A 25895-nucleotide genomic window follows, 5' to 3' on the forward strand; every position below is an offset into this window, starting at 1 on the left:
GGTACAATGAATTAACGTGTTAAAGATGAACCAAAAGTCAATCTAAAGAGTGGTTTCTAAGCGATATTGTCTCCTCTTTGAAACTTGTTTCTAAATTCATAGTATTGCTTGAAAAATAGAACATAACCGCATACAATTATTTGTGTAAACGCTTACAATAGCGAGGTGTGAACAATGAGATTTTATAAAGTACTTGTTCCTATGATTGAATCAAATCTTGAAAATATGACAACGACAGAAAAAGAGGTAGCACATTTTTTTCTGAAACAAGTTACTGTCGAGGATTTATCGTCTGAGATGTTTAGCCACCAACTGCATGTGTCTAAAGCAACATTAACACGATTTGCGAAAAAGTGTGGCTTCACGGGTTTTAGAGAATTTTTGTTCCATTATAGAGAAATGATGCGTGAAAAAGAGGATATTCTTGCATACAAAGACTTAACACAAAAAGTTCTGTTTGATTATGAAGAGATGCTCCGTAAAAATTATTCTATTCTCAATGAAAGTCAGTTAGAACGTATTAAAGAGATGATTAATCAAGCTGAACGTGTGTATCTTTATGGGAAGGGAAGTTCGGCACTGGCATTAAAAGAAATGAAAATGAGATTTATGAGACTCGGTATAATTTGTGAAGTGATTGAAGATAATGACATGTTCGTATGGAATAATTTATTAGTAGATACGTCATGTCTCGTGATTGGTGCTTCAATTTCAGGCAAAACGGAGGCGGTACTTACTGCATTGGCATCAGCTCACAAGAGGGGTGCTAGCACAGTACTTATGACGACAAAAAATTTTACAGAGCATGAGTTAATGTGTGATGAAATATTACTTTTGGCTGCGAACAAAAATTTAGCATACGGAAATATAATTTCACCACAATTTCCAATATTACTCATGACAGATTGTTTGTTTTCCTACTATTTGGAGGACCCTCATAGACGGATGTATTACGATCAAACTATTATAGATAAAGAAGAGCCGTAATCTCGTACATATTGTCCAAAAAAGGGAATTCACACCGTTTTATAAGCGTTGCACAATAATGATATAAATAATGCAATGAGTTTTGCATCAATGATTGAGAAGAGGAGAATGAATATGAGAGATTTAAGTCGATATCAAGGCATTATTCCGGCATTTTACGCATGCTACGACGAAAAAGGAGAAGTTAGTCAAGAACGTGTACGCCAACAAGTGCAATATTTGATTGATAAAGGCGTAAAAGGACTTTATGTGAATGGTTCTTCTGGGGAATGTATTTACTTAACTACTGAAGAGCGTAAACAGATTATTGAGGCAGTGATGGATGTCGCGAAAGGTAAAATAACAGTGATTAACCATGTTGCTTGTAACAACACAAAAGAGAGTACGATTTTAGCAGCACATTCTGAACAATTGGGTGTCGATGCGATTGCGGCCATTCCACCGATTTACTTTAAATTACCAGAATATTCAATCGAAAAATATTGGAATACGATCAGTGAAGCGGCACCGAATACCGATTTTGTGATATACAATATTCCACAATTAGCGGGTGTCGCGTTGACGAATAAGTTGTATGCGGCGATGCGTAAAAACCCACGTGTGATTGGTGTGAAAAACTCTTCTATGCCTGTACAAGATATTCAAACATTTGCGGCGGCAGCGGGTGAAGACTATATCGTATTCAACGGTCCAGATGAACAATTTGTCGGTGGTCGAACGATGGGAGCGCAAGCAGGCATTGGTGGTACATATGGTGTGATGCCAGACTTGTTTGTGAAATTGAACCAACTCATTATTGATCTAGATATGGCGCAAGCACAAGCACTTCAGTTTGCTATTAATGACATCATTTCAAAATTAGTATCTGGACATGGCAATATGTACGCAGTCGCGAAAGAGGTGCTCAGAATCAACGAAAATGTAGATTTAGGATCAGTACGTGCACCGTTAGAACCATTGACAGAGGAAGATAAAGTTATTGCACAACAAACAGCTGACATGATTGTTGCGACAAGAAAACAATTTCTCGTGTCTTAGTGAACGCATAATAAAGGAGTGTTGATGATGAAGACAACTGGTTTTACTTTAGTTGATTTATTGGTGTTAATTGTTTACTTACTCGCTGTTTTAGTAGCGGGGCTCTACTTCTCGAAAAAAGAAATGTCAGGGAAAGAATTCTTTAAAGGGGATGGGTCGGTCCCTTGGTATGTCACGTCAGTATCAATTTTTGCGACGATGTTAAGTCCGATTTCGTTTTTAGGGCTTGCAGGGAACTCTTATGCAGGCAGTTGGATTTTATGGTTTGCGCAATTAGGGATGGTCATTGCGATTCCATTAGCGATTAAATATGTATTGCCAATCTTTGCACGTATGGACATTGATACAGCTTACGATTATCTTGAACGCCGTTTCGAAGCGAAATCGTTACGTGTCATTTCCGCTTTACTGTTTATCGTGTATCAACTCGGTCGTATGTCGATTATCATGTATTTACCATCAGTAGGTTTAGCGAAATTAACAGGCATCGATATTAATATTTTAATTATTTTAATGGGTGTAATCGCGATTGTTTACTCTTATACAGGTGGTTTGAAATCTGTACTTTGGACGGACTTTATTCAAGGTGTCATCTTATCTGGTGGGGCATTGATCGCATTGTTCGTATTGATTAAAGATATCGATGGTGGTATGGGCGCGATTGCAGAACAATTGGCTCACGGAAAGTTTATTGCACCAACAGAAAAATGGTTTGATCCGAACATTTTATCAGGCTCGATTTTCTTAATTATTTTCGGTTCTGGTTTAACCATTTTCTCATCTTATGCCTCTTCTCAAGACTTAGTACAACGTTTTACAACGACACAAAATATTAAAAAGTTAAATAAAATGTTGTTTACAAATGGTGTCCTATCATTAGGTGTAGCAACAGTATTCTATTTAATTGGAACAGGCTTATATGTGTTTTATCAACTTCAAAATGTGAGTGAAGCAACAAAAGCGATTCCGCGTGACCAAATTTTTATTTACTTTATCGCATATCAGTTACCGGTTGGGGTGACAGGCATTATTTTAGCCGCGATTTATGCAGCAGCACAGTCAACAATTTCGACAGGTTTAAACTCAGTTGCGACATCATGGACTTTAGATATTCAAGAAGTTGTAGCGAAAGAAATGTCTGATAAAGTGCGTACACGAATTGCTCAAATCGTATCGTTACTTGTCGGTATTTTCTCAATTGTCGTTGCGATCGTGATGGCACATTCTGATATTAAATCAGCATACGAATGGTTTAACGGCTTTATGGGTCTCGTACTTGGTTTACTTGGTGGTATTTTCATTTTAGGATTTGTCACTAAAAAAGCGAATAAACAAGGGGCTTATGCGGCATTAATTGTTGCGACAATTGTGATGGTGTGCATTAAATACGTGTTACCTCCAGAAGCGGTGAACTACTGGGCATATTCATTCATTTCAATCAGTGTGTCTTTAGTGGTGGGCTACGTTGTGTCATTATTAACTGGAAATAAAGCATCAGCACCACAATTTACAACGATTCATGATATCCCAGAAATTCTTGCTGATAAGAGTTGGGAAAAACGTCATTAATTAAGGAGAGGTGTTCGGAATGATTGTTGCAGAACGCGAAGATTTGAAAAGATATATTGCAGTGAATCCTCATTTTAGTAAAGTAGTTGATTTTCTTCAGAATACGGATTTGACAAAGCTTGAACTCGGCAAAGTGGAGATTGATGGCGACAATGTGTTTGCGAATTGTATGTCCTATGTGGCAGATGGTGTTCCAGGACAACAATTTGAAAATCATCAAAAGTACATCGATATTCATTTAGTGCTTGAAAATACGGAAAAAATTGCGGTAACCTCACCACAATTTGTTGAACAGACGGCAGCTTATGATGAGGCGGATGATTTTGCGTTATTTAAAGGTGAACAATATCAATTAGTGGATATGACACCGTCGAATGTGTTGATTACATTTGAAGAAGATTTGCATCAACCGAAAATAAGCAATAACGATCAAACTGTCAAAAAACTTGTCATTAAAGTTTTGAACTAAAGAGGAGGAAAATATTATTAAAGCATTCAAACTATGTATTTATATACTGTCGTTATTGTTAATAATTGGACTCGTTACTCCAAATGCTTTCGCTCAAGTTATCGGACAGGAAAATGAAAATGGATCAAATGCGCTAGTTTTCGAAAGAGATAATATTCAGTTAACAGGTAATGGTATGAATGTAACATCTAGTGTCTTAAATAAATTAACTGGACCTGATTTTACAGTGATTATCAAATATCATCAATTGAACACTGATGGGATTCAAGCTTTATTTGGTATTTCGAATTCAAAAAAAGGTAATCAAAATAGTTATTTAGATATGTATGTAAGAGAAAATGGAGAACTAGGTATGGAAGCGCGTGACTCTTATACAAAAACAAATCATTTGGTATCAAGACCTGCTTCTGTATGGGGGAAATACAAAAATAAACCGGCAACAAATACAGTTGCATTTGTATCAAATCATCATAACAAAACTTATTCTTTATTTTCTAATGGGTATAAAATAGAAGAAAAGCAGATAAATCATTTTTTACAGTTTTCAGATATCAAGGGGTTAGACACATTTGTAATTGGTGGAGTGAATAGAGAAGGAAAAAATAGTTTTGGATTTAACGGTACAATTGAAAATATTAAAATCTTCAGTAATGCACTAGATGAAAATACAATAAAAAGCATGACAAAAAATGACATCACTCAACGGTTGGTTTATCAAGCAGATGATGAAACGCACTCAAATTATTTTAGAATACCATCTTTATATACATTGAGTAATGGTAGAGTTTTATCAAGTATTGACGCACGCTACGGCGGTACTCATGACTTTTTGAATAAAATTAATATTGCAACAAGTTATAGTGATGATGATGGTAACACATGGACTAAACCAAAGCTTACTTTATCTTTTGATGATTTTGCATCTGTATCTATGGAGTGGCCTCGTGATCCGGATAAACGTGATTGGCAAATTAGTGGCGGTGCGATATATATAGATTCGGTTTTATTGGAAAAAAGCAATAAACAGGTTATGCTTTTTGCTGATGTTATGCCTGCAGCGGTTAGTTTTAGGGATGCTGTAAGAAATGATTCAGGATTTAAAAAGATTAACGGAAAATACTATCTTAAATTGAAAAAAAGTGGAGAAAATGAGTATCAATATTCAGTTCGTGAAAATGGAATAATTTATGATGATAGAACGAATAAACCTACTGAGTATGCTTTAGATAAAAACTTTGCAATAAGTAAAAACAATGAAAAATTAAAGGTAGAGCAATATTCAGCAAAAGTTATGAATGGACAAAAGACTGAATTTAAAAATGGTAAGTTTGTTGATATGAATGTTTTTTATAAAGACGCTATATTCAAAGTAGAACCTACCAATTTTATAGCCTATTCTGTTAGCGATAACTTTGGAACAACTTGGTCTAAACCTACACTTATTCCACCATTACTTGGGGAAAAACATAATTTTCCATATTTAGGGCCTGGTCGAGGAATTGTAGAGCATAGTAAGGGGAGGATTCTAATTCCTTCTTATACTGGTAAGGATTCTGTGTTCATCTATAGTGATGATAATGGAAGAACTTGGAATACTAAAGTTATTCCTCTTCCTTCTAACTGGTCAGCAGAGGCACAATTAATAGAATTGAAACCAGGTGTTTTACAAGCTTATATGAGAACGAATAATGGGAAAATTGCATTCATTACTAGTAAAGATGCGGGTAATAATTGGAGTGATCCGGAGTATTTAGATTTTATTTCTAATCCTAATTACGGAACAGAACTATCTATTATTAATTATAGTCAGAAAATAGATGGTAAAAACGCCGTAATTCTTAGTACACCAAATTCAAAAAAAGGTAGAAGAAATGGTCAAATTTGGATTGGTTTAATAGGAGAAAATAACAAGATAGAGTGGCGCTATCACCATGATGTCGACTATAGTAAATACGGCTTTTCATACTCAACGTTAACAGAACTGCCTAATCATGATGTAGGATTGATGTATGAAAAATTCGACTCTTGGTCAAGAAATGAATTGCATATTAAAAATGTAGTTCCATACGTCAGTTATAAAATTGAAGATTTGAAAAATAATTAGAAAGAAAGTGAAAAAATAATGATTAGATATGGTATTGTTGGCACAGGATATTTTGGGGCGGATTTAGCAAGATCTATTAATAATATAGATGATGCAAAGGTTACTGCAGTTTTTGATCCACATAATGCAGAAGCAGTCGCAAATGAATTAAATGCAGAAGTTTCCGATAGTCTAAATGCGCTAGTTAGTAGGAAAGATGTGGACTGTGTCATTGTAGCATCACCGAGCTATTTACATCGTGAACCTGTTGTCAAGGCTGCTGAACATGGCAAACATGTTTTTTGTGAAAAACCAATTGCATTAAATTTTGAAGATTGTAAAGCTATGGTTGATGCATGTAAAGAACATAACGTTACATTTATGGCAGGACATATTATGAACTTCTTTAATGGGGTTCATCATGCAAAGAACTTGATAAATGAAGGTAAAATTGGAGAAGTTTTGTATTGTCACGCTGCACGTACTGGTTGGGAAGAGTCGCAGCCGACTGTCTCATGGAAAAAATTACGCGATCAGTCTGGTGGTCATCTGTATCATCACATTCATGAACTGGATTGCATTCAATTTATTATGGGCGGTCTACCCGAAAAAGTAACAATGGTGGGTGGCAATGTGTATCATCAAGGGGAACAGTTTGGTGATGAAGATGATATGTTACTCATCAATTTAGAATACGAAGATCAACGTTATGCAGTTTTAGAATATGGCAATGCGTTTCGTTGGGGCGAGCATTATGTTTTGATTGAAGGGACATTAGGTGCCATCAAATTAGACCTCTATCATACAGGTGGAACATTACGTGTGAAAGGTGAAGGCGAGTCTCATTTCCTCATTCATGAAACACAACAAGAAGATCACGAACGGACAGCCATTTACACAGGACGAGGTATGGATGGTGCAATCGCATATGGTAAACCCGGTGTGAGAACGCCACAATGGCTACAAACGTGTATTGATAAAGAAATGGCTTATTTGCACCGTATATTACAGGGTGGTGCAATAGATGAATCTTATGTGAAGTTAACGAATGGTGTGGCAGCGCTTGAATCGATTGCGACAGCTGATGCGTGTACGTTATCACTGAAAGAAGATCGCAAAGTCAAACTTTCAGAAATTGTAGCTCCAAAATAATGATGTGAAAAAAGCATGACACGCCATTAATTTTACATGTCAATATGCTCATTTGCTATATTCGTAAGGGAAAAGGCTGGGATGATATCTGTCTCAGTCTTTTCCTATTTGTGCGTGAACATTGTTATCGTGTCGTGCTTTAAAGTTTTTTCAAAGGCGTGTATACTGAAAGCGTTATCGTGTTTGTATTGCGTATTATCTCGCTATTCAATGATAATGTGGAGAAGGACGTCCAATGAATGCTTGCTTTTATTTTGAAGTTTGAGCCAATAAGGAGTTTATACATGGATATTTATCAACATTTTAGACCTGAAGAGTATGAACAAATTGATTATTTATTAGATAAAGTGCGCCAGGCTGAAACACAATATGCGCCTGTACTGACGCATTTTTTAGATCCTCGTGGACAATATATGTTGGAAGTGATTGTAGGCAGTTTCAACGATTTGCACGTCACATTTGATGGGGGACGTGACGCGGAGAGATGTCGTGCGGTCATTGCGCCAAGTTATTATGAACCGACGCGGGATGACTTTGAATTAACATTAATTGAAATCGATTATCCGGTAAAGTTTGTCACACTTCAACATCAACATGTACTTGGCACATTGATGTCACTAGGGATTGAACGTGAACAAGTCGGTGATATTATCGTAGCTGAACGCATTCAATTTGTTTTGACAAAGCAACTTGAATCATATATTATGTTAGAATTAACACGTATTAAAGGGGCAACAATTAAACTTAATGTTATCCCGTTTGAAGATATGATACAATCAGAAGAGTATTGGGAGACGCATGAAGCAACAGTGAGTGCAACCCGACTTGATGTGGTGTTAAAGGAAATGATTCGTAAGTCACGAACAATTGCGAAGACCCATATTCAACGTAAGCGCGTCAAGGTGAATCATACGCTCATTGAGGCAGCGGATTTCCAACTTGAAGCAGGCGATTTGTTGTCTATTCAAGGCTATGGTCGTGCTAAAATCACTGCTATTGGCGAGCGTACTAAGAAAGATAAATTAAGAATCACCTATCAAACTTTATTTAAATAGTGTATGATGGAGGAGGGCAAGGAATGGCTTTTACACCTAGCGAGATTAAAAACAAATCATTTACACGTATTAAAAATGGCTTTGAACCAACAGAAGTAGAACAGTATTTAGAACAGTTAAGCCATGAAATTGAGCGTTTAAAAGAAGATAAAAAGCAATTAGAAAAAGTGTTAGAAGAACGTGATGCACATATTCAATCCTTCAAAGATGTTGAAAAATCAGTTGGTGAAGCGATTGTCAGTGCCCAACGTGCTGCCGATGAAACAAAAGCAGCAGCACAAAAAGAGCGAGATGCGATTATTCAAAAAGCACAAGCAGAAGCGAGTCAAATTGTGAATGACGGTTTAGAAAAGGCACGTCGTTTATCATTCCAAACAGAAGATATGAAGCGTCAATCTAAAGTGTTCCGTTCACGTTTTAGAATGCTTGTAGAAGCTCAGCTCGACCTGTTGAAAAGTGATGACTGGGAATACTTGTTGAATTATGATTTAGATTCACAACAAGTGACAGAAGAAAACTTTCAACATTTAAATGAACAAGACATTACAGCACAAGAAAAACAACAAGCTGAGCAAGCGAACCAACAATCAAACGAAACAGACAAGTAAAAGAGATAATCATCCATACAGCGAGTTAGGGGACGGTGAGAGCCTAACAGATGACCTTGTTTTATATCACTGATTCGCCGTGTCATATTAAAATCAATGAGAGAACTCTAAGCTGAGTTAAGCAGGGTGGTACCGCGGCACGTCCGTCCCTGAATATCTGAGCTTAGAGTTCTTTTTTTAGTTAAAGGAGTGTAGTTTAAAATGGATTACAAAGATACGTTATTAATGCCAAAGACAAAATTCCCAATGCGCGGAGGACTTCCGAATAAGGAACCGCAAATTCAACAAGAGTGGAAAGAGAAAGATTTATATCGCAAAATGTTAGAAAAAAATGAAGGACAGCCTTCTTTTATCTTGCATGATGGTCCGCCATATGCAAACGGTAGCTTACATATGGGACATGCGTTGAATAAAATTTTAAAAGACTTTATCAACCGTTACAAAACGATGCAAGGGTTTTATACACCTTATGTTCCAGGTTGGGATACGCATGGGTTACCGATTGAGCAAGCGTTAACGAAAAAAGGTGTCAAACGTAAAGAAATGACAACTGCTGAATTTCGTGACAAATGTCAGGCATTTGCGATGGAACAAATCGACATTCAGAAAAAAGACTTCCTACGTTTAGGGGTCAATGGTGATTTTGACAACCCATACATTACGTTAAAACCTGAATACGAAGCAGCACAAATTCGCTTATTTGGTGAAATGGCCGACAAAGGTTTAATTTATAAAGGGAAAAAGCCGGTTTACTGGTCGCCTTCAAGTGAATCGTCATTAGCAGAAGCAGAAATCGAATACCACGACAAACGTTCAGCTTCAATTTATGTCGCATTTGACGTTAAAGACAGTAAAGGTATCGTTGCGGATGATGCGAAGTTTATCATTTGGACAACAACACCTTGGACATTACCGTCAAACGTAGCCATTACAGTACATCCTGAATTAACTTACGTTCAAATGAATGTGGACGGTACACGTTACATTATCGCTGAAGCGTTAGTCGATGCAGTTGCTGAACAATTAGGTTGGGATAAAGAAGCCGTTGTTCGTGAAAAAGATTTCAAAGGTTCAGAATTAGAGTATATCGAAGCACAGCATCCATTTATTGATCGTATTTCATTAATCATCAATGGTGAGCACGTAACAACAGATGCCGGTACAGGTTGTGTTCATACAGCGCCTGGACACGGTGAAGATGACTTTATCGTAGGTCAAAAATACGGTTTAGAAGTCATTAGCCCATTAGATGATAAAGGGGTCTTCACTGCTGAAGGTGGCCCATTTGAAGGTATGTTTTACGATAAAGCCAATCAAGCCGTTACGGAATTGTTAACTGAAAAAGGTGCTTTATTAAAATTAGACTTTATTACGCATAGTTATCCACATGACTGGCGTACGAAAAAACCAGTTATTTTCCGAGCGACACCACAATGGTTTGCGTCGATTTCTAAAGTGAGACAAGACATTTTAGATGCGATTGAAGATACAAAATTCAAAGTCGACTGGGGTAAAACACGTATTTACAACATGATTCGTGACCGTGGCGAATGGGTCATTTCTCGTCAACGTGTATGGGGTGTGCCATTACCAGTATTCTATGCTGAAAACGGCGACATCATTATGACGAAAGAAACAGTTTACCATGTAGCAGATTTATTCGAACAACATGGCTCTAACATTTGGTTCGAACGTGACGCGAAAGACTTATTACCAGAAGGCTTTACACACCCAGGTAGCCCGAACGGTGAATTTACAAAAGAACAAGACATTATGGACGTATGGTTCGACTCAGGTTCATCACATCGCGGTGTCCTTGAAACACGTCCAGAGCTAAGTTTCCCAGCAGATATGTATCTTGAAGGTAGTGACCAATATCGTGGTTGGTTCAACTCTTCAATTACAACATCAGTTGCGACGCGCGGCCGTTCACCATACAAAATGTTATTGTCACACGGCTTTGTCATGGATGGAGAAGGTAAGAAAATGAGTAAATCGTTAGGTAACGTCATCGTGCCAGATACGATTGTAAAACAAAAAGGTGCAGACATTGCGCGTTTATGGGTGAGCTCAGTAGACTATCTTGCTGACGTGCGTATCTCGGATGAAATTTTAAAACAAGTCGCTGACGTTTACCGTAAAATCCGTAACACTTTACGTTTCTTATTAGGTAACATCAACGACTACAATCCAGCAACAGACCGAATTGCTGAAGCGGATTTGTTAGAAGTAGACCGCTACATTTTAAACCGTTTACGCGAGTTCACAGCAAGCACGTTAGATCATTATGAGTCATTTGATTATTTAGATATTTACCAAGAAGTTCAAAACTTTATCAACGTTGAATTAAGTAACTTCTATTTAGATTACGGTAAAGACATTCTTTATATTGAAGAAAAAAATGCACATAAACGTCATAGTATGCAAACGGTATTGTTCGAAATTTTAGTGAACATGACTAAATTACTCGCACCAATCATTCCACATACTGCTGAAGAAGTTTGGTCACATATCGAACAAGTTGAAGAAGAAAGTGTTCATTTAACAAATATGCCGGTTAAAGAAGTAGTCGACCAAGCGTTATTAGACAAATGGAACACATTCATGGCTTTACGTGATGATGTCAACCGTGCATTAGAAGCGGCAAGAAACGAAAAAGTCATCGGTAAATCTTTAGAAGCCAAAGTGAAAATCGGTAAAAGCTCTTCATTTGATACCCTTGCATTTTTAGAAGGCTTTAACGATTTACATCAATTGTTTATCGTATCTCAAGTTGAATTAGTTGAAGATGCACAAGGTGAAGCATATCAACACGGTACAATCGAAATCGCAAAAGCAGATGGAGAGAAATGTGCCCGTTGTTGGAATTACAGCGAATCATTAGGCAGTGTTGGTGAATTAGATGATTTATGTCCACGCTGTCAAGAAGTAGTGAAAACGTTAGTATAATAGAATAAATGAAATGTTGAAGAAGGCAACGTTTACGCGTGATAAGTGCTAACGTTGCCTTTTTTGGTGTGATTTAAGCTGAGATTGCTGAACCGTGCGGCGCTTTCCCAGGAGCCAAAAGGGAAGTCCATACAATAAGCATACTTCGGCAAGGTGTTACCCAATCCCGAAATGTCCTCCCCAAAAATCTGCAATATTTCATACAATCAAAAGTTACAAATTACACCATATAAACAAATCCTTTCTAAACAGTCCAACACTGTATTATTAACAATCCTAGTATGTATTTCAAATGTAGTTATCATGAAATAATTACATAATCAAAATATATCGTGTTATAATGTAGCGGTGACTAACAGAAAGGACAAAAAGTATGAAACAACAATATTACATCGGCCTATCGCTCTTTATCGCACTCATCATCTTGATAGGCGACCAACTGACCAAATTCATCATCCGTACACAAATGACGATTGGTGAGTCATTTGCAGTACTTCCCAATTTTTTATATATTACTTCTCATCGCAATAATGGGGCCGCTTGGGGTATACTAAGTGGGAAGATGACATTCTTCTACATTATTACGGTGATCATTTTAGTTGCGCTCATCGTCTTTTATATTAAAGAAGCAAAAAATCACATGCTGATGCAAATTGCGATTAGTCTGTTATTTTCGGGGGCATTAGGTAACTTTATTGATCGTGTTAGTAGCGGTGAAGTGGTAGACTTTATAGATACAGTCATTTTCGGTTATGATTTTCCTATTTTTAATATTGCAGATGCGAGTTTGACAATAGGTGTGATCTTGTTGATTATTGTATTATTAAAAGATCAGAATCAAAAAGGTAAGGTGTCGTAATGGAAAAACATATATTTAATATTGAAGACGCAACGCATCATTTACAGCGTATTGATAAAATATTGCCTGAGTTCAATTCGGAGTGGTCGCGCAGCCAATTACAAGAGTGGATTAAAGAAGGATTAATTGAAGTCAATGGTAAAGCAGTCAAGTCGAACTATAAATTAAAATTAGGTGACCGTATAGAAATCACTGAAAAAGAAGTTGTAGAAGCAGATATTCAAGCAGAGAACTTAAATTTAGACATTTACTATGAAGATGACGATGTGGCGATTGTTTATAAACCTAAAGGCATGGTTGTTCATCCATCGCCTGGGCATTATACTGGAACGCTCGTGAATGGATTGATGTATCAAATCAAAAACTTATCAGGCATTAACGGTGAAATTCGTCCAGGTATCGTGCACCGTATTGATAAAGATACGTCAGGGTTACTGATGGTCGCGAAAAATGACGTGGCACATCGGAGTTTAGTTGAACAATTGATGGAAAAAACAGTGAAAAGAAAGTATATTGCGTTAGTTCATGGCCATATTCCACATGAGTTTGGAACGATTGATGCACCAATTGGACGAAATAAAAATGATCGTCAATCTATGGCTGTCGTTGATGATGGTAAAGAAGCTGTGACGCATTTTAATGTTATTGAAACGTTTAAAAAGCATACACTTGTTGAATGTGAATTAGAAACAGGGCGTACGCACCAAATTCGTGTGCATATGAAATATATCGGCTATCCGCTTGTAGGTGATTCGAAATATGGTCCGAAAAAGACGTTAGAAATTGGTGGACAAGCTTTACATGCGGGGCTTATCGGTTTTGAACATCCAAAGACAGGTGAATACATTGAACGTACTGCGCCGCTTCCTGCAGAATTTGAAGCTGTTATTGAACAAGTGCGCAAAGAAGATATTTAATTTAAACCAAAGTTTTTGAAAGAATGATCAGATTTGCTTTGACTTTTGGTGCTAAAAACGTTACCATAAGAACAAGTTAAAAAAGAATAAAAACGGAATCGTCTTTAAGAGGGAGTCCCGTGAGGCTCAAAAGACATGATATCAATCATTCAATTTAGAGAACTATCACACAGATACCGCACAGTGCGTACGAGAGACGTAATGGTACAGTTGTTGATAGTCTATACTGATAAATTGGCTAAAACTCATGTCTACTTAAAGGCATGAGTTTTTTGCTTAAGGAGTGAAATGATTGGCTGAACGTGTTGTATTAGACGAATCTGCAATTAAACGAACAGTAACACGCATCGCTCATGAAATTTTGGAATATAACAAAGGCACAGAAAATCTTGTATTACTTGGCATTAAAACACGTGGTGAGTATTTAGCGCAACGTATTCAACAAAAGATTCAACAAATTGAAGAAGTCGAAGTGCCAACGGGTGCGATTGATATTACAAGTTTTAGAGATGATATTGATTCACGTCAACCGCTTGAGACACCTGGCTTTGATATTGATACAGATTTGAATCATCAAGTGGTCATTATTGTAGATGATGTGCTATACACAGGACGTACCGTGCGTGCTTCCCTTGATGCGATTTTACTACATGCGAGACCGAAAAAGATTGGTTTAGCAACACTTGTGGATCGTGGTCACCGAGAGTTACCGATTCGCGCAGATTTTGTAGGGAAAAATATTCCCACATCACATGAAGAATCTGTCAATGTTTACTTAGAAGAAATAGATGATCGCAATGCGGTTGTCATCACATAATCACACCTTTTAATTCAGTACGAGAGACTGACAAAGGTACGATTTCAAACAGTATCCATGCATCCGATGCCGCTTTTAAGGCTAGCGTCTATGTGTATCGCTATTTGGAACCACCTCAGTCTCTTACCTTAATCGGTGAAGAGACTTTTTTTATGCGAAAGGAAGAAAATAATGGAAAATGAACAAATGTTTACGAGAACGGTTCAACCGGTACTCGATGTGAATGAAAAACCGAAAGCAGGCCAATGGGTATTTTTAAGTATTCAACATTTATTTGCGATGTTTGGCGCAACAGTATTAGTCCCCTTCTTAACAGGCTTACCTGTATCATCAGCGTTACTCGCATCAGGAGTAGGGACATTACTCTACATCTTGATTACAAAAGGAAAAATTCCAGCGTATCTCGGTTCAAGTTTTGCGTTTATTACACCGATTATTACCGGATTAAGTACGAATAGCTTAGGCGATATGCTCGTCGCGTTATTGATGAGTGGTGTCATGTACGTCATCATCGGGATTGCGATAAAAGTGAGTGGCACAAACTGGCTCATGCATTTACTCCCACCTGTCGTTGTCGGTCCAGTCATTATGGTTATCGGTTTAAGCTTAGCACCTACTGCTGTCAACATGGCGATGTTTGAAAGTTCAGCTGAGATGAAAGGATACAACTTAAGCTTTGTAGCAGTGGCAGGGATTACATTACTTGTGACATTGATTGTTCAAGGGTTTGCGAAAGGCTTTTTCTCGCTCATTCCAGTTTTAGTCGGTATTATCGTCGGCTACATTACAGCGATATTGTTTGGCATTGTAGATTTTAAACCTGTCTCAGAGGCAGCTTGGTTTCAGTTCCCAGACATTTACATTCCATTTGCAGATTATCAACCTTCTGTGCATCTCGGATTAATCGCAGTGATGCTCCCAATCGTGTTTGTAACGGTGAGTGAACATATCGGACACCAAATGGTTATCAATAAAATTGTCGGACGTAACTTCTTTAAAGATCCGGGACTACACCGTTCAATCATTGGTGACGGGGTATCGACAATGTTCTCAAGTATCATCGGGGGACCACCAAGTACGACTTACGGTGAAAATATCGGTGTGCTAGCAATTACGAAAATTTACAGTATTTACGTCATTGGTGGCGCGGCAGTTCTCGCGATTATGCTCGGCTTTGTCGGAAAGTTCACAGCACTGATTTCATCAATACCAACACCAGTTATGGGTGGCGTGTCAATCTTATTATTCGGAACCATCGCCGCAAGTGGTTTACGTATGATTGTCGAAAGTCAAGTCAACTTTGCGCAAAACCGTAACTTAGTCATAGCGTCAGTCATTCTCGTCATCGGTATCGGCAACATGATGTTAAATTTATCTGATTTAGGTGTACACCTTACAATCGAAGGGATGGCATTATCAGCAACAGCAGGGATTTTACTGAACTTAATTTTACCAAAAAGTTAATTATAGGAGGCCTTGATTATCATGCAACATGTCGTATCAATGGAACATTTATCTGTAGAAGAAATTGAAAACTTAATTCAAAAAGCGATGCAGTATAAAGCAGGAGAAACGGTACCGAATTTGCACGGACGCTACATTGCGAACTTATTTTTCGAAAATTCGACACGCACGAAATGTAGTTTTGAAATGGCAGAACACCGTTTGGATATAAAGCAAATCAACTTTGAATCAAGTGCCTCTTCTGTACAAAAAGGGGAATCACTGTATGACACGTGCCGAACGTTACAAACCATTGGCTGTGATGCACTCGTCATTCGCCACGAACAAAATCATTACTACGAAGCTCTGTTGAATATGGGCATTCCGATTATTAATGCAGGCGATGGCAGTGGTCAACATCCGACGCAAAGCTTACTGGATCTAATGACGATTTACGAAACATATGGTCGTTTTGAAGGATTAAAAGTGGTCATTTGCGGTGACATTAAAAATTCACGGGTGGCACGCAGTAATTATCATAGTTTAACTGCACTTGGCGCAAATGTCGTTTTCTCAAGTCCAGATGTTTGGAAAGACGACAGTATGGCCGCAGACTATGTCGAATTAGATGATGTCATTGATGAGGTCGACATTGTGATGCTGTTACGTGTCCAACATGAACGACATGATGGCAGTTCACAAGGTTTTGAAAAAGCAGATTATCACCGTCGTTATGGTTTGACTGAAGAACGATATGCCAAACTTCAAGATCATGCGATTGTGATGCACCCCGCACCAGTGAATCGAGATGTAGAAATTGCAGATGCATTAGTAGAAGCACCGAAGTCACGTATTTTTGAACAGATGTCGAACGGTGTGTACATAAGAATGGCAGTGTTGACTGAAATTTTAAAAGGTTAAGGAGCGATTACGATGATGAAATTAATTCAAAATGCAAAGATGTTAGAAGCAGGTACGTTGAAAAAGGTAGATGTATTAATCGAAGGTAAGACAGTGAAACAGATTGCAGAAACGATTGAACCAACTGAAAAAATGACGGTCATTGATGCAAAAGGTCATTTTTTAGCGCCAGGTTTCATCGATGTCCATGTGCATTTAAGAGAACCAGGTGGCGAATATAAAGAAACGATCGAAACAGGGACAAAAGCAGCGGCACGCGGGGGGTTCACTACGGTTTGTCCTATGCCGAATACGAAACCTGTTCCTGATTCATTGGAACATTTAACACGGCTAAATGAATTAATTGAGAAAAATGCACAAGTTCGTGTCCTTCCTTATGCCTCTATTACAGTACGACAAGCAGGAAAAGAACATGTGGATTTCAAAGCGTTAGCCGAAAATGGCGCATTTGCTTTTACAGATGATGGTGTCGGTGTTCAAGAAGCGGCGATGATGTATGAAGCGATGCAACAAGCAAAGGCACAAAATAAAGCAGTCGTCGCACACTGTGAAGATAACAGCCTCATTTATGGTGGTGCAATGCATGAAGGCCGTCGCAGTCAAGAACTCGGCATCCCAGGTATTCCAAATATTTGTGAATCCGTACAAATCGCGCGTGACGTGTTACTCAGTGAAGCAACAGGGTGTCATTATCATGTGTGCCACGTATCAACGAAAGAAAGTGTTCGCGTGATCCGTGATGCGAAAAGAGCGGGCATTTCAGTAACAGCGGAAGTGACGCCACACCATTTATTGCTCACAGAAGATGATGTGCCAGGAGATCATGCGATTTATAAAATGAATCCGCCTTTAAGAAGTCAAGAAGATAGAGCGGCGTTATTAGAAGGCTTACTTGACGGTACGATTGACTGTATTGCGACAGACCACGCGCCACATGCAGCAGACGAAAAAGCACAACCGATGACACGTGCACCATTCGGCATTGTCGGCAGTGAAACAGCTTTCCCATTACTTTATACACACTTTGTTAAAAATGGGGATTGGTCATTACAACAACTTGTTGATTACTTAACGACAAAACCAGCAGAAGTGTTCGGTCTCCCTTATGGCAAATTAGCAGAGGGTACGCTTGCAGATTTAACATTAATCAACTTAGACGATGCATACGAAATTAAAGCAGAAGATTTCTTATCAAAAGCGTCTAACACACCGTTCTTAGGTGAAAAAGTATTCGGCAATCCCATTTTAACCATGGTTGAAGGCGACATTCGTTATGAGGAGGCAAAATAAACATGTTTGAGAAACGTTACCTTGTTTTAGAAGATGGTTCCCATTATACAGGCTTTAAATTAGGGTCTGACAAATTAACACGCGGTGAAATTGTGTTCAATACTGCGATGACAGGTTATCAAGAAACAATTTCAGACCCGTCATACACAGGCCAAATTATTACATTTACGTATCCTTTAATCGGCAATTATGGCATTAACCGCGACGACTTTGAATCACTTACACCGAGCCTCAATGGTGTGGTCGTGAAAGAAGCATGCACGATGCCGAGTAACTTTAGAGCACAGAAATCATTTGATGACGTATTGAAAGAATATGATATTCCAGGTATTAGTGGTGTCGATACGCGCAGCATTACGAAAAAAATTCGTCAACATGGCGTGCTCAAAGCGGCATTTGTTGATGATCCATCTGAAATTGAAACAACCGTGACAGCGCTCAAAACAGCAGAGTTTCCAAGAACTGAAGTGCCAACCGTCTCTACCAAAACACCTTACGTCTCAACAGGCTTTGACTTGCATGTTGTACTTGTGGACTTTGGAAAGAAACAAAATATCGTCCGTGAGTTGAATTCACGTGGCTGTGAAGTGACTGTCGTACCGTATAATACCTCAGCAGATGCGATTATTAAAATGGCGCCAGACGGTGTAATGTTATCGAACGGCCCGGGTGATCCGGATGATGTGACAGTCGCACTCGATATGATTAACGGTATTTTAGGGCGCATTCCGTTTTTCGGAATTTGCCTCGGTCATCAACTTTTTGCACTCAGTCAAGGTGCGAAATCGTTCAAGATGAAATTTGGACATCGTGGTGCGAACCATCCTGTTAAAGATTTGGCAACAGGTAAAATCGCATTGACAAGTCAAAACCACGGCTATGCGATTGACGCAGATTCTGTTGCTGAAACAGATTTAGAAATTACGCACATCGCCTTAAATGATGGCACAGTTGAAGGATTGAAACACCGTAAGTTGCCAGCGTTTTCGGTACAATACCATCCAGAAGCTTGCCCAGGTCCGACAGATTCTAATTACTTATTTGATCAATTTGTAGAAATGATGCAACAAAATAAGCAAAAGGAGCGCGTTACACATGCCTAAAAGAAATGATATTCAAACGATTTTAGTGATTGGCTCAGGTCCTATCATCATTGGTCAAGCAGCAGAATTTGACTATGCAGGGACACAAGCATGTCTCGCACTCAAAGAAGAAGGTTACCGTGTCATTTTAGTCAACTCAAATCCTGCAACGATTATGACGGATAAAGAAATTGCTGACAAAGTTTACATCGAACCGCTCACGCACGATTTTATTGCACGCATTATCCGTAAAGAACAACCTGATGCGCTCTTACCGACACTCGGTGGACAAACAGGGCTCAACATGGCAATTGAACTGCATAACAGCGGTGTCTTAGCTGAAAATAACGTCACACTCCTCGGTACGAAACTGTCATCCATTGAACAAGCAGAAGACCGTGAATTGTTCCGCTCGTTAATGAATGACTTGAATGTGCCAGTACCTGAAAGTGACATCGTGAACACACTTGAACAAGCGTTTGCATTTAAAGAAGCAGTGGGTTATCCGTTAATTGTACGTCCGGCATTTACGATGGGCGGTACAGGAGGCGGCATCTGTCATAATGATGAAGAGCTCCGTGAAGTGGTATCTAACGGATTGAAATATAGTCCGGCCACGCAATGTTTAATTGAAAAATCTATCGCAGGCTTTAAAGAAATTGAATATGAAGTGATGCGTGACAAAAATGATAACGCGATTGTCGTATGTAACATGGAAAACATTGATCCGGTCGGTATCCATACGGGTGACTCAATCGTTGTTGCACCAAGCCAAACATTGTCAGACGTGGAATATCAAATGTTGCGTGACGTTTCATTAAAAGTCATTCGTGCGCTAGAAATTGAAGGGGGCTGTAACGTGCAGCTCGCGTTAGATCCACATTCGATGCAGTTTTACATTATCGAAGTGAATCCGCGTGTGTCCCGCTCGTCTGCACTCGCTTCAAAAGCAACAGGATATCCAATTGCGAAACTCGCGGCGAAAATTGCGGTAGGCCTCACGTTAGATGAGATGAAAAATCCAGTCACAGGTACGTCTTATGCGGCATTCGAACCAAGTTTAGACTATATCGTATCGAAAATTCCACGTTTCCCATTTGATAAGTTCGAAAAAGGCGAACGTGAACTTGGCACACAAATGAAAGCAACAGGGGAAGTGATGTCGATCGGTCGCACATACGAAGAATCTTTATTAAAAGCGATTCGTTCATTAGAATACGGCGTGCATCATCTTGGCTTACCAAAAGGTGAATCATTCGACTTAGACTACATTAAGTCACGTATTAAAGCGCAAGACGACGAAAGATTGTTCTTCATTGGTGAAGCGATTCGTCGTGGCACAACGCTCGAAGAATTACATGAAATGACGAAAATCGATTATTTTTTCTTAAATAAATTCAAAAATATTATCGATATGGAACATGCATTAAAGGCACATCCAGGTGATATTGATTACTTAAGATTTGCGAAACGGTTCGGCTTTAGCGACCGCGTCATTGCGCATCGTTTCGAAATGACAGAAGCAGAAGTGTATGATTTACGTCAACAGCACAACATTTGTCCTGTGTATAAAATGGTCGACACGTGTGCAGCAGAATTTGAATCAACAACACCATACTTTTATGGCACGTATGAAGAAGAAAATGAATCGCTCGTTACTGAAAAAGAGAAAATTATCGTACTCGGTTCAGGACCAATTCGTATCGGTCAAGGAGTAGAATTCGACTATGCGACAGTGCATGCTGTATGGGCAATTCAAAATGCCGGTTATGAAGCGATTATTATTAATAACAACCCTGAAACGGTATCGACAGACTTTTCAATTTCAGATAAGTTGTATTTCGAGCCACTCACAGAAGAAGATGTGATGAACATCATTAATCTGGAACAACCTAAAGGCGTCGTCGTACAATTCGGAGGCCAAACAGCGATCAACTTAGCGGACAAATTAGCGAAATACGGGGTGAAAATTTTAGGTACATCCCTTGAAGATTTAAATCGTGCTGAAGACCGTAAAGAATTTGAAGCGTTACTGAACAAGATTGACGTGCCTCAGCCGAAAGGAAAAACAGCGACATCGGCTCAAGAAGCACTCGACAATGCACGCGATATCGGTTATCCCGTAGTGGTCCGTCCATCATATGTCCTCGGTGGTCGTGCAATGGAAATTGTGTACAACGATGCAGAACTTGAAAACTATATGAATGAAGCGGTGAAAGCCAGTCCAGAACATCCCGTATTAGTTGACCGTTACTTAACAGGTAAAGAAATTGAAGTCGACGCGATTTCTGACGGAGAAACAGTCATTATTCCAGGTATTATGGAACATATTGAGCGTGCGGGTGTCCACTCAGGTGACTCTATCGCAGTGTACCCGCCACAAACGTTAAGTCAAGACGTCATTGATACGTTGGAAGCTTATACAATCAAATTGGCGAAAGGCCTCAACGTTATCGGCTTAATCAATATCCAATTCGTCCTCGCACATGATGGGGTTTATGTGCTAGAAGTGAATCCGCGAGCAAGCCGTACTGTGCCGTTTTTAAGTAAAATTACAGAAATTCAAATGGCACAACTCGCAATGCAAGCGATTATGGGTCAAAAACTGACAGATTTGGGCTATCAACCAGGCATTCAACCGTACAAAGAAGGGGTGTTTGTTAAAGCCCCTGTATTCAGCTTTAATAAATTGAAAAATGTCGACATTACACTTGGACCTGAAATGAAATCAACAGGAGAAGTGATGGGTCGCGACATTACGTTAGAAAAGGCGCTATACAAAGGGTTAACAGCAGCAGGGATGGAAGTGAAAGATTACGGTACAGCATTGATTACTGTCAGCGATAAAGATAAAGAAGAAATGGTCAAAATTGGGAAACGTTTAAGTGAAGTCGGCTACAAAATCGTGGCAACAGCAGGAACAGCCGCTACGTTGAAAGACAATGGCATCAACGTTGAAACGGTAGAAAAAATCGGGGGTCACGATGATTTAATTACAAAAATTCAAGACGGTTCAGTACAGCTTGTCATTAACACGATGACAAAAGGTAAAACCATTGAGCGTGACGGATTCCAAATTCGTCGTGCATCAGTTGAAAATGGGGTCCCTTGTCTCACTTCACTCGATACAGCGAACGCATTAACGAATGTCATTGAAAGCATGACATTTTCAATGAGAAATATGTAGGAGGTCAAAAGCGGTGGAAAAATTAACGGTGGTTTCAAATGCACCTATTGCAGAGCGCATTTATGAATTAACAGTCAAAGGACCGGTTGTTGAAAAACTTCAGCAACCTGGTCAGTTCGTGCATATTAAAACTGGAGAAGGCTCATTACACATGTTGCGTCGACCGATTTCGATTTGTCATATCGATCAAGCACAACAACAATTCACAATGCTATTTCGTGCTGAAGGAGAAGGCACAAAGCGTATTGCTGCCTTAAATGAAGGCGACGAAATTGATATTTTAGCACCACTGGGTAATGGTTTTCCAGTAGACAAAGCGAAGAAAAAAGCTTTACTTGTCGGAGGAGGCATTGGTGTTCCGCCGCTTTATGAACTTTCGAAACAACTCAATGAACGTGGCATTGAAACGGTACATGTACTCGGTTTCCGTTCAGCTAAAGATGTGTTTTATCAACAACAATTTGAAGCATTAGGAGAAACGCACATTGTGACAGAAGATGGCTCATTAGGTACAACAGGTTTTGTCACAACAGTCATTGATGCACTACCAGTCGATTATGACATTTTCTACACGTGTGGACCGCTACCCATGTTAAAGGCGTTAACACAGTTAGAAACGTTGAAAGATGTGCCGGGTTACATTTCTTTAGAGGAACGCATGGGCTGCGGAGTCGGTGCATGTTTTGCGTGTGTTTGTCACGTACCAGAAAGTCCGACAGATTATGTAAAAGTTTGTACAGATGGACCAGTATTCGAAAGAGGGGCGGTTGTACTATGAGTCGATTAGCAGTAGAAATTCCAGGATTATCGTTAAAAAATCCGATTATGCCGGCAAGTGGTTGTTTCGCTTTCGGTGCGGAATACGGTCAGTTTTACGATTTGTCTGAGTTAGGGGCGATGATGATTAAAGCCGCAACGAAAGAAGCACGTTTTGGTAACGAAACGCCACGTGTCGCGGAAACAGATAGTGGGATGTTGAATGCGATAGGACTGCAAAATCCAGGCGTCCATCACATTATTGATCATGAACTCAAAGCATTAGCGCAACACGATGTCCCAATTATTGCGAATGTGGCCGGTTCGATGGAAGAAGACTATGTATATGTGGCTGAACATATTTCAAAAGCCCCGAATGTGAAAGCGTTAGAACTGAACATCTCATGTCCAAACGTTAAAGAAGGCGGCATGCAGTTCGGTGTAGACCCGATAATTGCCTCTGAACTGACACGCAAAGTAAAAGCAGCGTCTGAAGTACCGGTTTATGTGAAATTGTCGCCTAATGTGACTAACATTGTAGAAATGGCTGAAGCAATCGCACAATATGCAGACGGTTTAACGATGATTAATACACTCGTCGGCATGAGAATTGACGCACGCACAGGCAAACCGATTATTTATAATGTCACGGGTGGCTTAAGTGGGCCAGCGATTAAACCGGTCGCTTTAAGAATGGTGCATGACGTCCGCAAAGCTTTACCTAATATTCCAATTATCGCAATGGGTGGCGTCCAAAATGCGCAAGACGTCATTGATTACGTGTCAGTTGGTGCAGATGCAGTGGCAGTCGGAACAGCAAACTTCCAAAATCCAATGGTCTGCAAGGAAATTATCGATACTTTACCTGAATATTTAGATGTACTAAATGTTCAACATATTTCAGAACTTAAAGGTCGTACTTTGAAAGGATTGCTGTAATATGAGACAAGATCCGATTATCGCCTTAGATTTTGCAACTGAAGCAGAAGTGATGTCATTTTTAGCGCAATTTGATGAACCGTTGTTCGTCAAAATAGGTATGGAATTGTTTTATCAGACAGGCCCAGCACTCATTGATCAAATTAAAGCACTTGGCCATGACATCTTTTTAGACTTAAAATTGCACGACATTCCGAATACGGTGGGGAAAGCGATGGAAGGTCTCGCAAAACTGAACGTGGATCTCGTCAATGTTCATGCGGCTGGCGGCACAATCATGATGCAACGTGCAGTAGAAGGGTTACGTCGACATAACAAAGACATTAAAATCATCGCCGTGACACAATTAACATCCACATCTGAACAACAGTTGCATGAGGAACAAAACATCCAAACATCGATGGAAACAGCCGTCTTAAACTATGCCAACCTTGCGCAACAAGCAGGATTAGACGGGGTCGTATGCTCGCCGTTAGAAACGACAATGATTCGCGAACATTGTGGCAACGATTTCTTAAAAGTAACACCAGGCATTCGTCTAGCCCACAGTGCAAAAGACGATCAGCAACGGATCACGACGCCAGAAAAAGCACGTCAACTCGGTTCGACACATATCGTTGTGGGTCGCCCGATTACACAAAGCGACAATCCAGTACAAAGTTATCATCAAATTAAAGAAAGTTGGTTAAATGCATGTCAAAATTAATCGCTAAAGCATTATTAGATATCGAAGCCGTATCATTATCACCGAATGAAATGTATACATGGAGTTCCGGCATTAAATCACCTATTTATTGTGATAACCGTGTCACACTCGGATATCCAGAAGTACGTACCGCGATTCGTGACGGCTTAATTGAATTGATTCAACAACATTTTGCTGATGTAGCAATCGTATCAGGAACAGCAACAGCCGGCATTCCACATGCGGCGTATATTTCAGATAAAATGAACTTGCCAATGAATTACGTACGTTCAAAAAGTAAAAGTCACGGCAAGCAAAACCAAATCGAAGGCGCGCGCAGTGAAGGCAAAAAAGTAGTGGTCATTGAAGATTTAATTTCAACAGGTGGCTCTTCTATCACAGCAGTCGAAGCATTACAAGAAACGGGTGCCGAAGTGTTAGGTGTCGTTGCGATTTTCACTTACGGTTTAAATAAAGCAGACGAGACGTTTAAAGTAGCAGGTGTTCCTTTTTATACGTTAAGCAACTATGATGAACTGATTGAAGTGGCACGTGAAGAAAGCAAAATTTCAGAAGATGACATTCAAACATTAGTCGAATGGCGTAATCAATTATAAGCAGAAAAAGAAGGTGGAGACGTAAAAAATTTTTGATGGCTATTGATGTAGTTTTTTACTTAACTTGCTCTTCCCTATGATTTGTGGTTTTGATTGCCCTCATGGCTTCGCGTTCCTAGGGGCTGGCCCTTCAACTAACTAACGCTTGATTTAACTGTTACATTTGTTGAGGCGTTAGTGGATTTTCCGGACTAGCTGATCCCTCAGGAGTCTCAGCCTTCTGGGCAATTTTACATCAAATGTAGACAACTAAGAGCAAGTTTACAAAATCAAGAAAATCAATAGCATCCAATTTTTTACGTCAAACTCATCTCCATTTTCAACTATTTTATCATCAATAATGGATAATAAGTCCATGTAGGATAGAGGATGGAAAAACTGAATGTTCCAGCTTCTTTTTCTACATATGCTTACTTTAGAATATTTTTAATTACCCCAAAAAGCATGTCATACACTTTGAAACACACTACTG

21 protein-coding genes are annotated in these 25895 nt (G+C 39.2%); all 21 read left to right on the plus strand.

Going from position 1 to position 25895, the window contains the following annotated elements; translation table 11 throughout:
- Window positions 1-174 precede the first annotated feature (174 nt).
- The 21 genes from GZH82_RS04500 to pyrE all read left to right on the plus strand — a co-directional run bounded on the left by GZH82_RS04500 (window position 175) and on the right by pyrE (window position 25423).
- Complete coding sequence (locus GZH82_RS04500) at window positions 175-987, plus strand: MurR/RpiR family transcriptional regulator (protein WP_162681491.1); 813 nt, start codon at window positions 175-177, stop codon at window positions 985-987.
- A gap of 114 nt (window positions 988-1101) precedes the next feature.
- Window positions 1102-2025, plus strand: a complete 924-nt coding sequence (locus GZH82_RS04505; RefSeq protein ID WP_162681492.1) for a dihydrodipicolinate synthase family protein — start codon at window positions 1102-1104, stop codon at window positions 2023-2025.
- A gap of 24 nt (window positions 2026-2049) precedes the next feature.
- Window positions 2050-3594 (plus strand): sodium:solute symporter family protein, encoded by a 1545-nt coding sequence (locus tag GZH82_RS04510; RefSeq protein ID WP_238989646.1) that lies wholly within the window; start codon window positions 2050-2052, stop codon window positions 3592-3594.
- Between the two features lie 19 nt (window positions 3595-3613).
- On the plus strand, window positions 3614-4063 hold the full coding sequence (locus tag GZH82_RS04515) for a NanQ anomerase/TabA/YiaL family protein (protein WP_162681493.1): 450 nt from the start codon (window positions 3614-3616) through the stop codon (window positions 4061-4063).
- A 55-nt stretch (window positions 4064-4118) separates the two neighbouring features.
- The gene (locus GZH82_RS04520; RefSeq protein ID WP_238989647.1) at window positions 4119-6167 is read left to right on the plus strand and encodes a sialidase family protein; all 2049 of its coding nucleotides are present in this window, start codon (window positions 4119-4121) and stop codon (window positions 6165-6167) included.
- 18 nt (window positions 6168-6185) lie between these two features.
- Complete coding sequence (locus GZH82_RS04525; protein ID WP_162681494.1) at window positions 6186-7298, plus strand: Gfo/Idh/MocA family protein; 1113 nt, start codon at window positions 6186-6188, stop codon at window positions 7296-7298.
- Between the two features lie 284 nt (window positions 7299-7582).
- Window positions 7583-8353, plus strand: a complete 771-nt coding sequence (locus tag GZH82_RS04530) for a YlmH family RNA-binding protein (protein ID WP_162681495.1) — start codon at window positions 7583-7585, stop codon at window positions 8351-8353.
- 23 nt (window positions 8354-8376) lie between these two features.
- On the plus strand, window positions 8377-8961 hold the full coding sequence (locus tag GZH82_RS04535; protein ID WP_162681496.1) for a DivIVA domain-containing protein: 585 nt from the start codon (window positions 8377-8379) through the stop codon (window positions 8959-8961).
- 201 nt (window positions 8962-9162) lie between these two features.
- Window positions 9163-11910, plus strand: a complete 2748-nt coding sequence (gene ileS, locus GZH82_RS04540; RefSeq protein ID WP_162681497.1) for an isoleucine--tRNA ligase — start codon at window positions 9163-9165, stop codon at window positions 11908-11910.
- Between the two features lie 373 nt (window positions 11911-12283).
- Window positions 12284-12769: a signal peptidase II gene (lspA, locus tag GZH82_RS04545; protein ID WP_162681498.1), complete on the plus strand. Its 486-nt coding sequence runs from the start codon at window positions 12284-12286 to the stop codon at window positions 12767-12769.
- Window positions 12769-13686: an RluA family pseudouridine synthase gene (locus tag GZH82_RS04550; protein ID WP_162681499.1), complete on the plus strand. Its 918-nt coding sequence runs from the start codon at window positions 12769-12771 to the stop codon at window positions 13684-13686. Before lspA ends, GZH82_RS04550 begins: the two co-directional genes overlap by 1 nt.
- Window positions 13687-13978: 292 nt before the next feature.
- Window positions 13979-14503 (plus strand): bifunctional pyr operon transcriptional regulator/uracil phosphoribosyltransferase PyrR, encoded by a 525-nt coding sequence (pyrR, locus tag GZH82_RS04555; RefSeq protein ID WP_096540622.1) that lies wholly within the window; start codon window positions 13979-13981, stop codon window positions 14501-14503.
- Window positions 14504-14674: 171 nt separating this feature from the next.
- Entirely contained in the window at window positions 14675-15967 is a 1293-nt protein-coding gene (locus tag GZH82_RS04560) for a uracil-xanthine permease family protein (RefSeq protein WP_162681500.1), read from the plus strand.
- 21 nt (window positions 15968-15988) lie between these two features.
- Window positions 15989-16867, plus strand: a complete 879-nt coding sequence (locus GZH82_RS04565) for an aspartate carbamoyltransferase catalytic subunit (protein ID WP_162681501.1) — start codon at window positions 15989-15991, stop codon at window positions 16865-16867.
- Window positions 16868-16882: 15 nt separating this feature from the next.
- Window positions 16883-18157, plus strand: coding sequence for a dihydroorotase (locus tag GZH82_RS04570; RefSeq protein ID WP_162682999.1), 1275 nt, complete (start codon window positions 16883-16885; stop codon window positions 18155-18157).
- Between the two features lie 2 nt (window positions 18158-18159).
- Window positions 18160-19260: a carbamoyl phosphate synthase small subunit gene (locus GZH82_RS04575; protein WP_162681502.1), complete on the plus strand. Its 1101-nt coding sequence runs from the start codon at window positions 18160-18162 to the stop codon at window positions 19258-19260.
- Window positions 19253-22426 (plus strand): carbamoyl-phosphate synthase large subunit, encoded by a 3174-nt coding sequence (carB, locus tag GZH82_RS04580; protein ID WP_162681503.1) that lies wholly within the window; start codon window positions 19253-19255, stop codon window positions 22424-22426. The genes GZH82_RS04575 and carB overlap by 8 nt, the downstream gene beginning before the upstream one ends.
- A gap of 13 nt (window positions 22427-22439) precedes the next feature.
- On the plus strand, window positions 22440-23204 hold the full coding sequence (locus GZH82_RS04585; protein WP_162681504.1) for a dihydroorotate dehydrogenase electron transfer subunit: 765 nt from the start codon (window positions 22440-22442) through the stop codon (window positions 23202-23204).
- On the plus strand, window positions 23201-24121 hold the full coding sequence (locus tag GZH82_RS04590) for a dihydroorotate dehydrogenase (protein ID WP_162681505.1): 921 nt from the start codon (window positions 23201-23203) through the stop codon (window positions 24119-24121). The genes GZH82_RS04585 and GZH82_RS04590 overlap by 4 nt, the downstream gene beginning before the upstream one ends.
- A gap of 1 nt (window position 24122) precedes the next feature.
- Window positions 24123-24827, plus strand: a complete 705-nt coding sequence (pyrF, locus tag GZH82_RS04595; RefSeq protein ID WP_162681506.1) for an orotidine-5'-phosphate decarboxylase — start codon at window positions 24123-24125, stop codon at window positions 24825-24827.
- Window positions 24815-25423: an orotate phosphoribosyltransferase gene (gene pyrE / locus GZH82_RS04600; protein WP_162681507.1), complete on the plus strand. Its 609-nt coding sequence runs from the start codon at window positions 24815-24817 to the stop codon at window positions 25421-25423. Before pyrF ends, pyrE begins: the two co-directional genes overlap by 13 nt.
- Window positions 25424-25895: the final 472 nt, after the last annotated feature.

Origin of the sequence: Staphylococcus sp. MI 10-1553, assembly GCF_010365305.1 — a bacterium.
In the GTDB taxonomy this organism is placed as follows: domain Bacteria; phylum Bacillota; class Bacilli; order Staphylococcales; family Staphylococcaceae; genus Staphylococcus.

Bases quoted from the DNA above. Each gene is read 5' to 3' on its own strand.
- GZH82_RS04560 (WP_162681500.1), top strand. From the start codon at position 14,675: ATGGAAAATGAACAAATGTTTACGAGAACGGTTCAACCGGTACTCGAT.
- GZH82_RS04535 (WP_162681496.1), top strand. From the start codon at position 8,377: ATGGCTTTTACACCTAGCGAGATTAAAAACAAATCATTTACACGTATT.
- GZH82_RS04550 (WP_162681499.1), top strand. From the start codon at position 12,769: ATGGAAAAACATATATTTAATATTGAAGACGCAACGCATCATTTACAG.
- GZH82_RS04500 (WP_162681491.1), top strand. From the start codon at position 175: ATGAGATTTTATAAAGTACTTGTTCCTATGATTGAATCAAATCTTGAA.
- lspA (WP_162681498.1), top strand. From the start codon at position 12,284: ATGAAACAACAATATTACATCGGCCTATCGCTCTTTATCGCACTCATC.
- GZH82_RS04530 (WP_162681495.1), top strand. From the start codon at position 7,583: ATGGATATTTATCAACATTTTAGACCTGAAGAGTATGAACAAATTGAT.
- GZH82_RS04510 (WP_238989646.1), top strand. From the start codon at position 2,050: ATGATGAAGACAACTGGTTTTACTTTAGTTGATTTATTGGTGTTAATT.
- GZH82_RS04570 (WP_162682999.1), top strand. From the start codon at position 16,883: ATGAAATTAATTCAAAATGCAAAGATGTTAGAAGCAGGTACGTTGAAA.
- GZH82_RS04565 (WP_162681501.1), top strand. From the start codon at position 15,989: ATGCAACATGTCGTATCAATGGAACATTTATCTGTAGAAGAAATTGAA.
- carB (WP_162681503.1), top strand. From the start codon at position 19,253: ATGCCTAAAAGAAATGATATTCAAACGATTTTAGTGATTGGCTCAGGT.
- pyrF (WP_162681506.1), top strand. From the start codon at position 24,123: ATGAGACAAGATCCGATTATCGCCTTAGATTTTGCAACTGAAGCAGAA.
- GZH82_RS04590 (WP_162681505.1), top strand. From the start codon at position 23,201: ATGAGTCGATTAGCAGTAGAAATTCCAGGATTATCGTTAAAAAATCCG.
- GZH82_RS04515 (WP_162681493.1), top strand. From the start codon at position 3,614: ATGATTGTTGCAGAACGCGAAGATTTGAAAAGATATATTGCAGTGAAT.
- GZH82_RS04525 (WP_162681494.1), top strand. From the start codon at position 6,186: ATGATTAGATATGGTATTGTTGGCACAGGATATTTTGGGGCGGATTTA.
- pyrE (WP_162681507.1), top strand. From the start codon at position 24,815: ATGTCAAAATTAATCGCTAAAGCATTATTAGATATCGAAGCCGTATCA.
- GZH82_RS04575 (WP_162681502.1), top strand. From the start codon at position 18,160: ATGTTTGAGAAACGTTACCTTGTTTTAGAAGATGGTTCCCATTATACA.
- ileS (WP_162681497.1), top strand. From the start codon at position 9,163: ATGGATTACAAAGATACGTTATTAATGCCAAAGACAAAATTCCCAATG.
- GZH82_RS04505 (WP_162681492.1), top strand. From the start codon at position 1,102: ATGAGAGATTTAAGTCGATATCAAGGCATTATTCCGGCATTTTACGCA.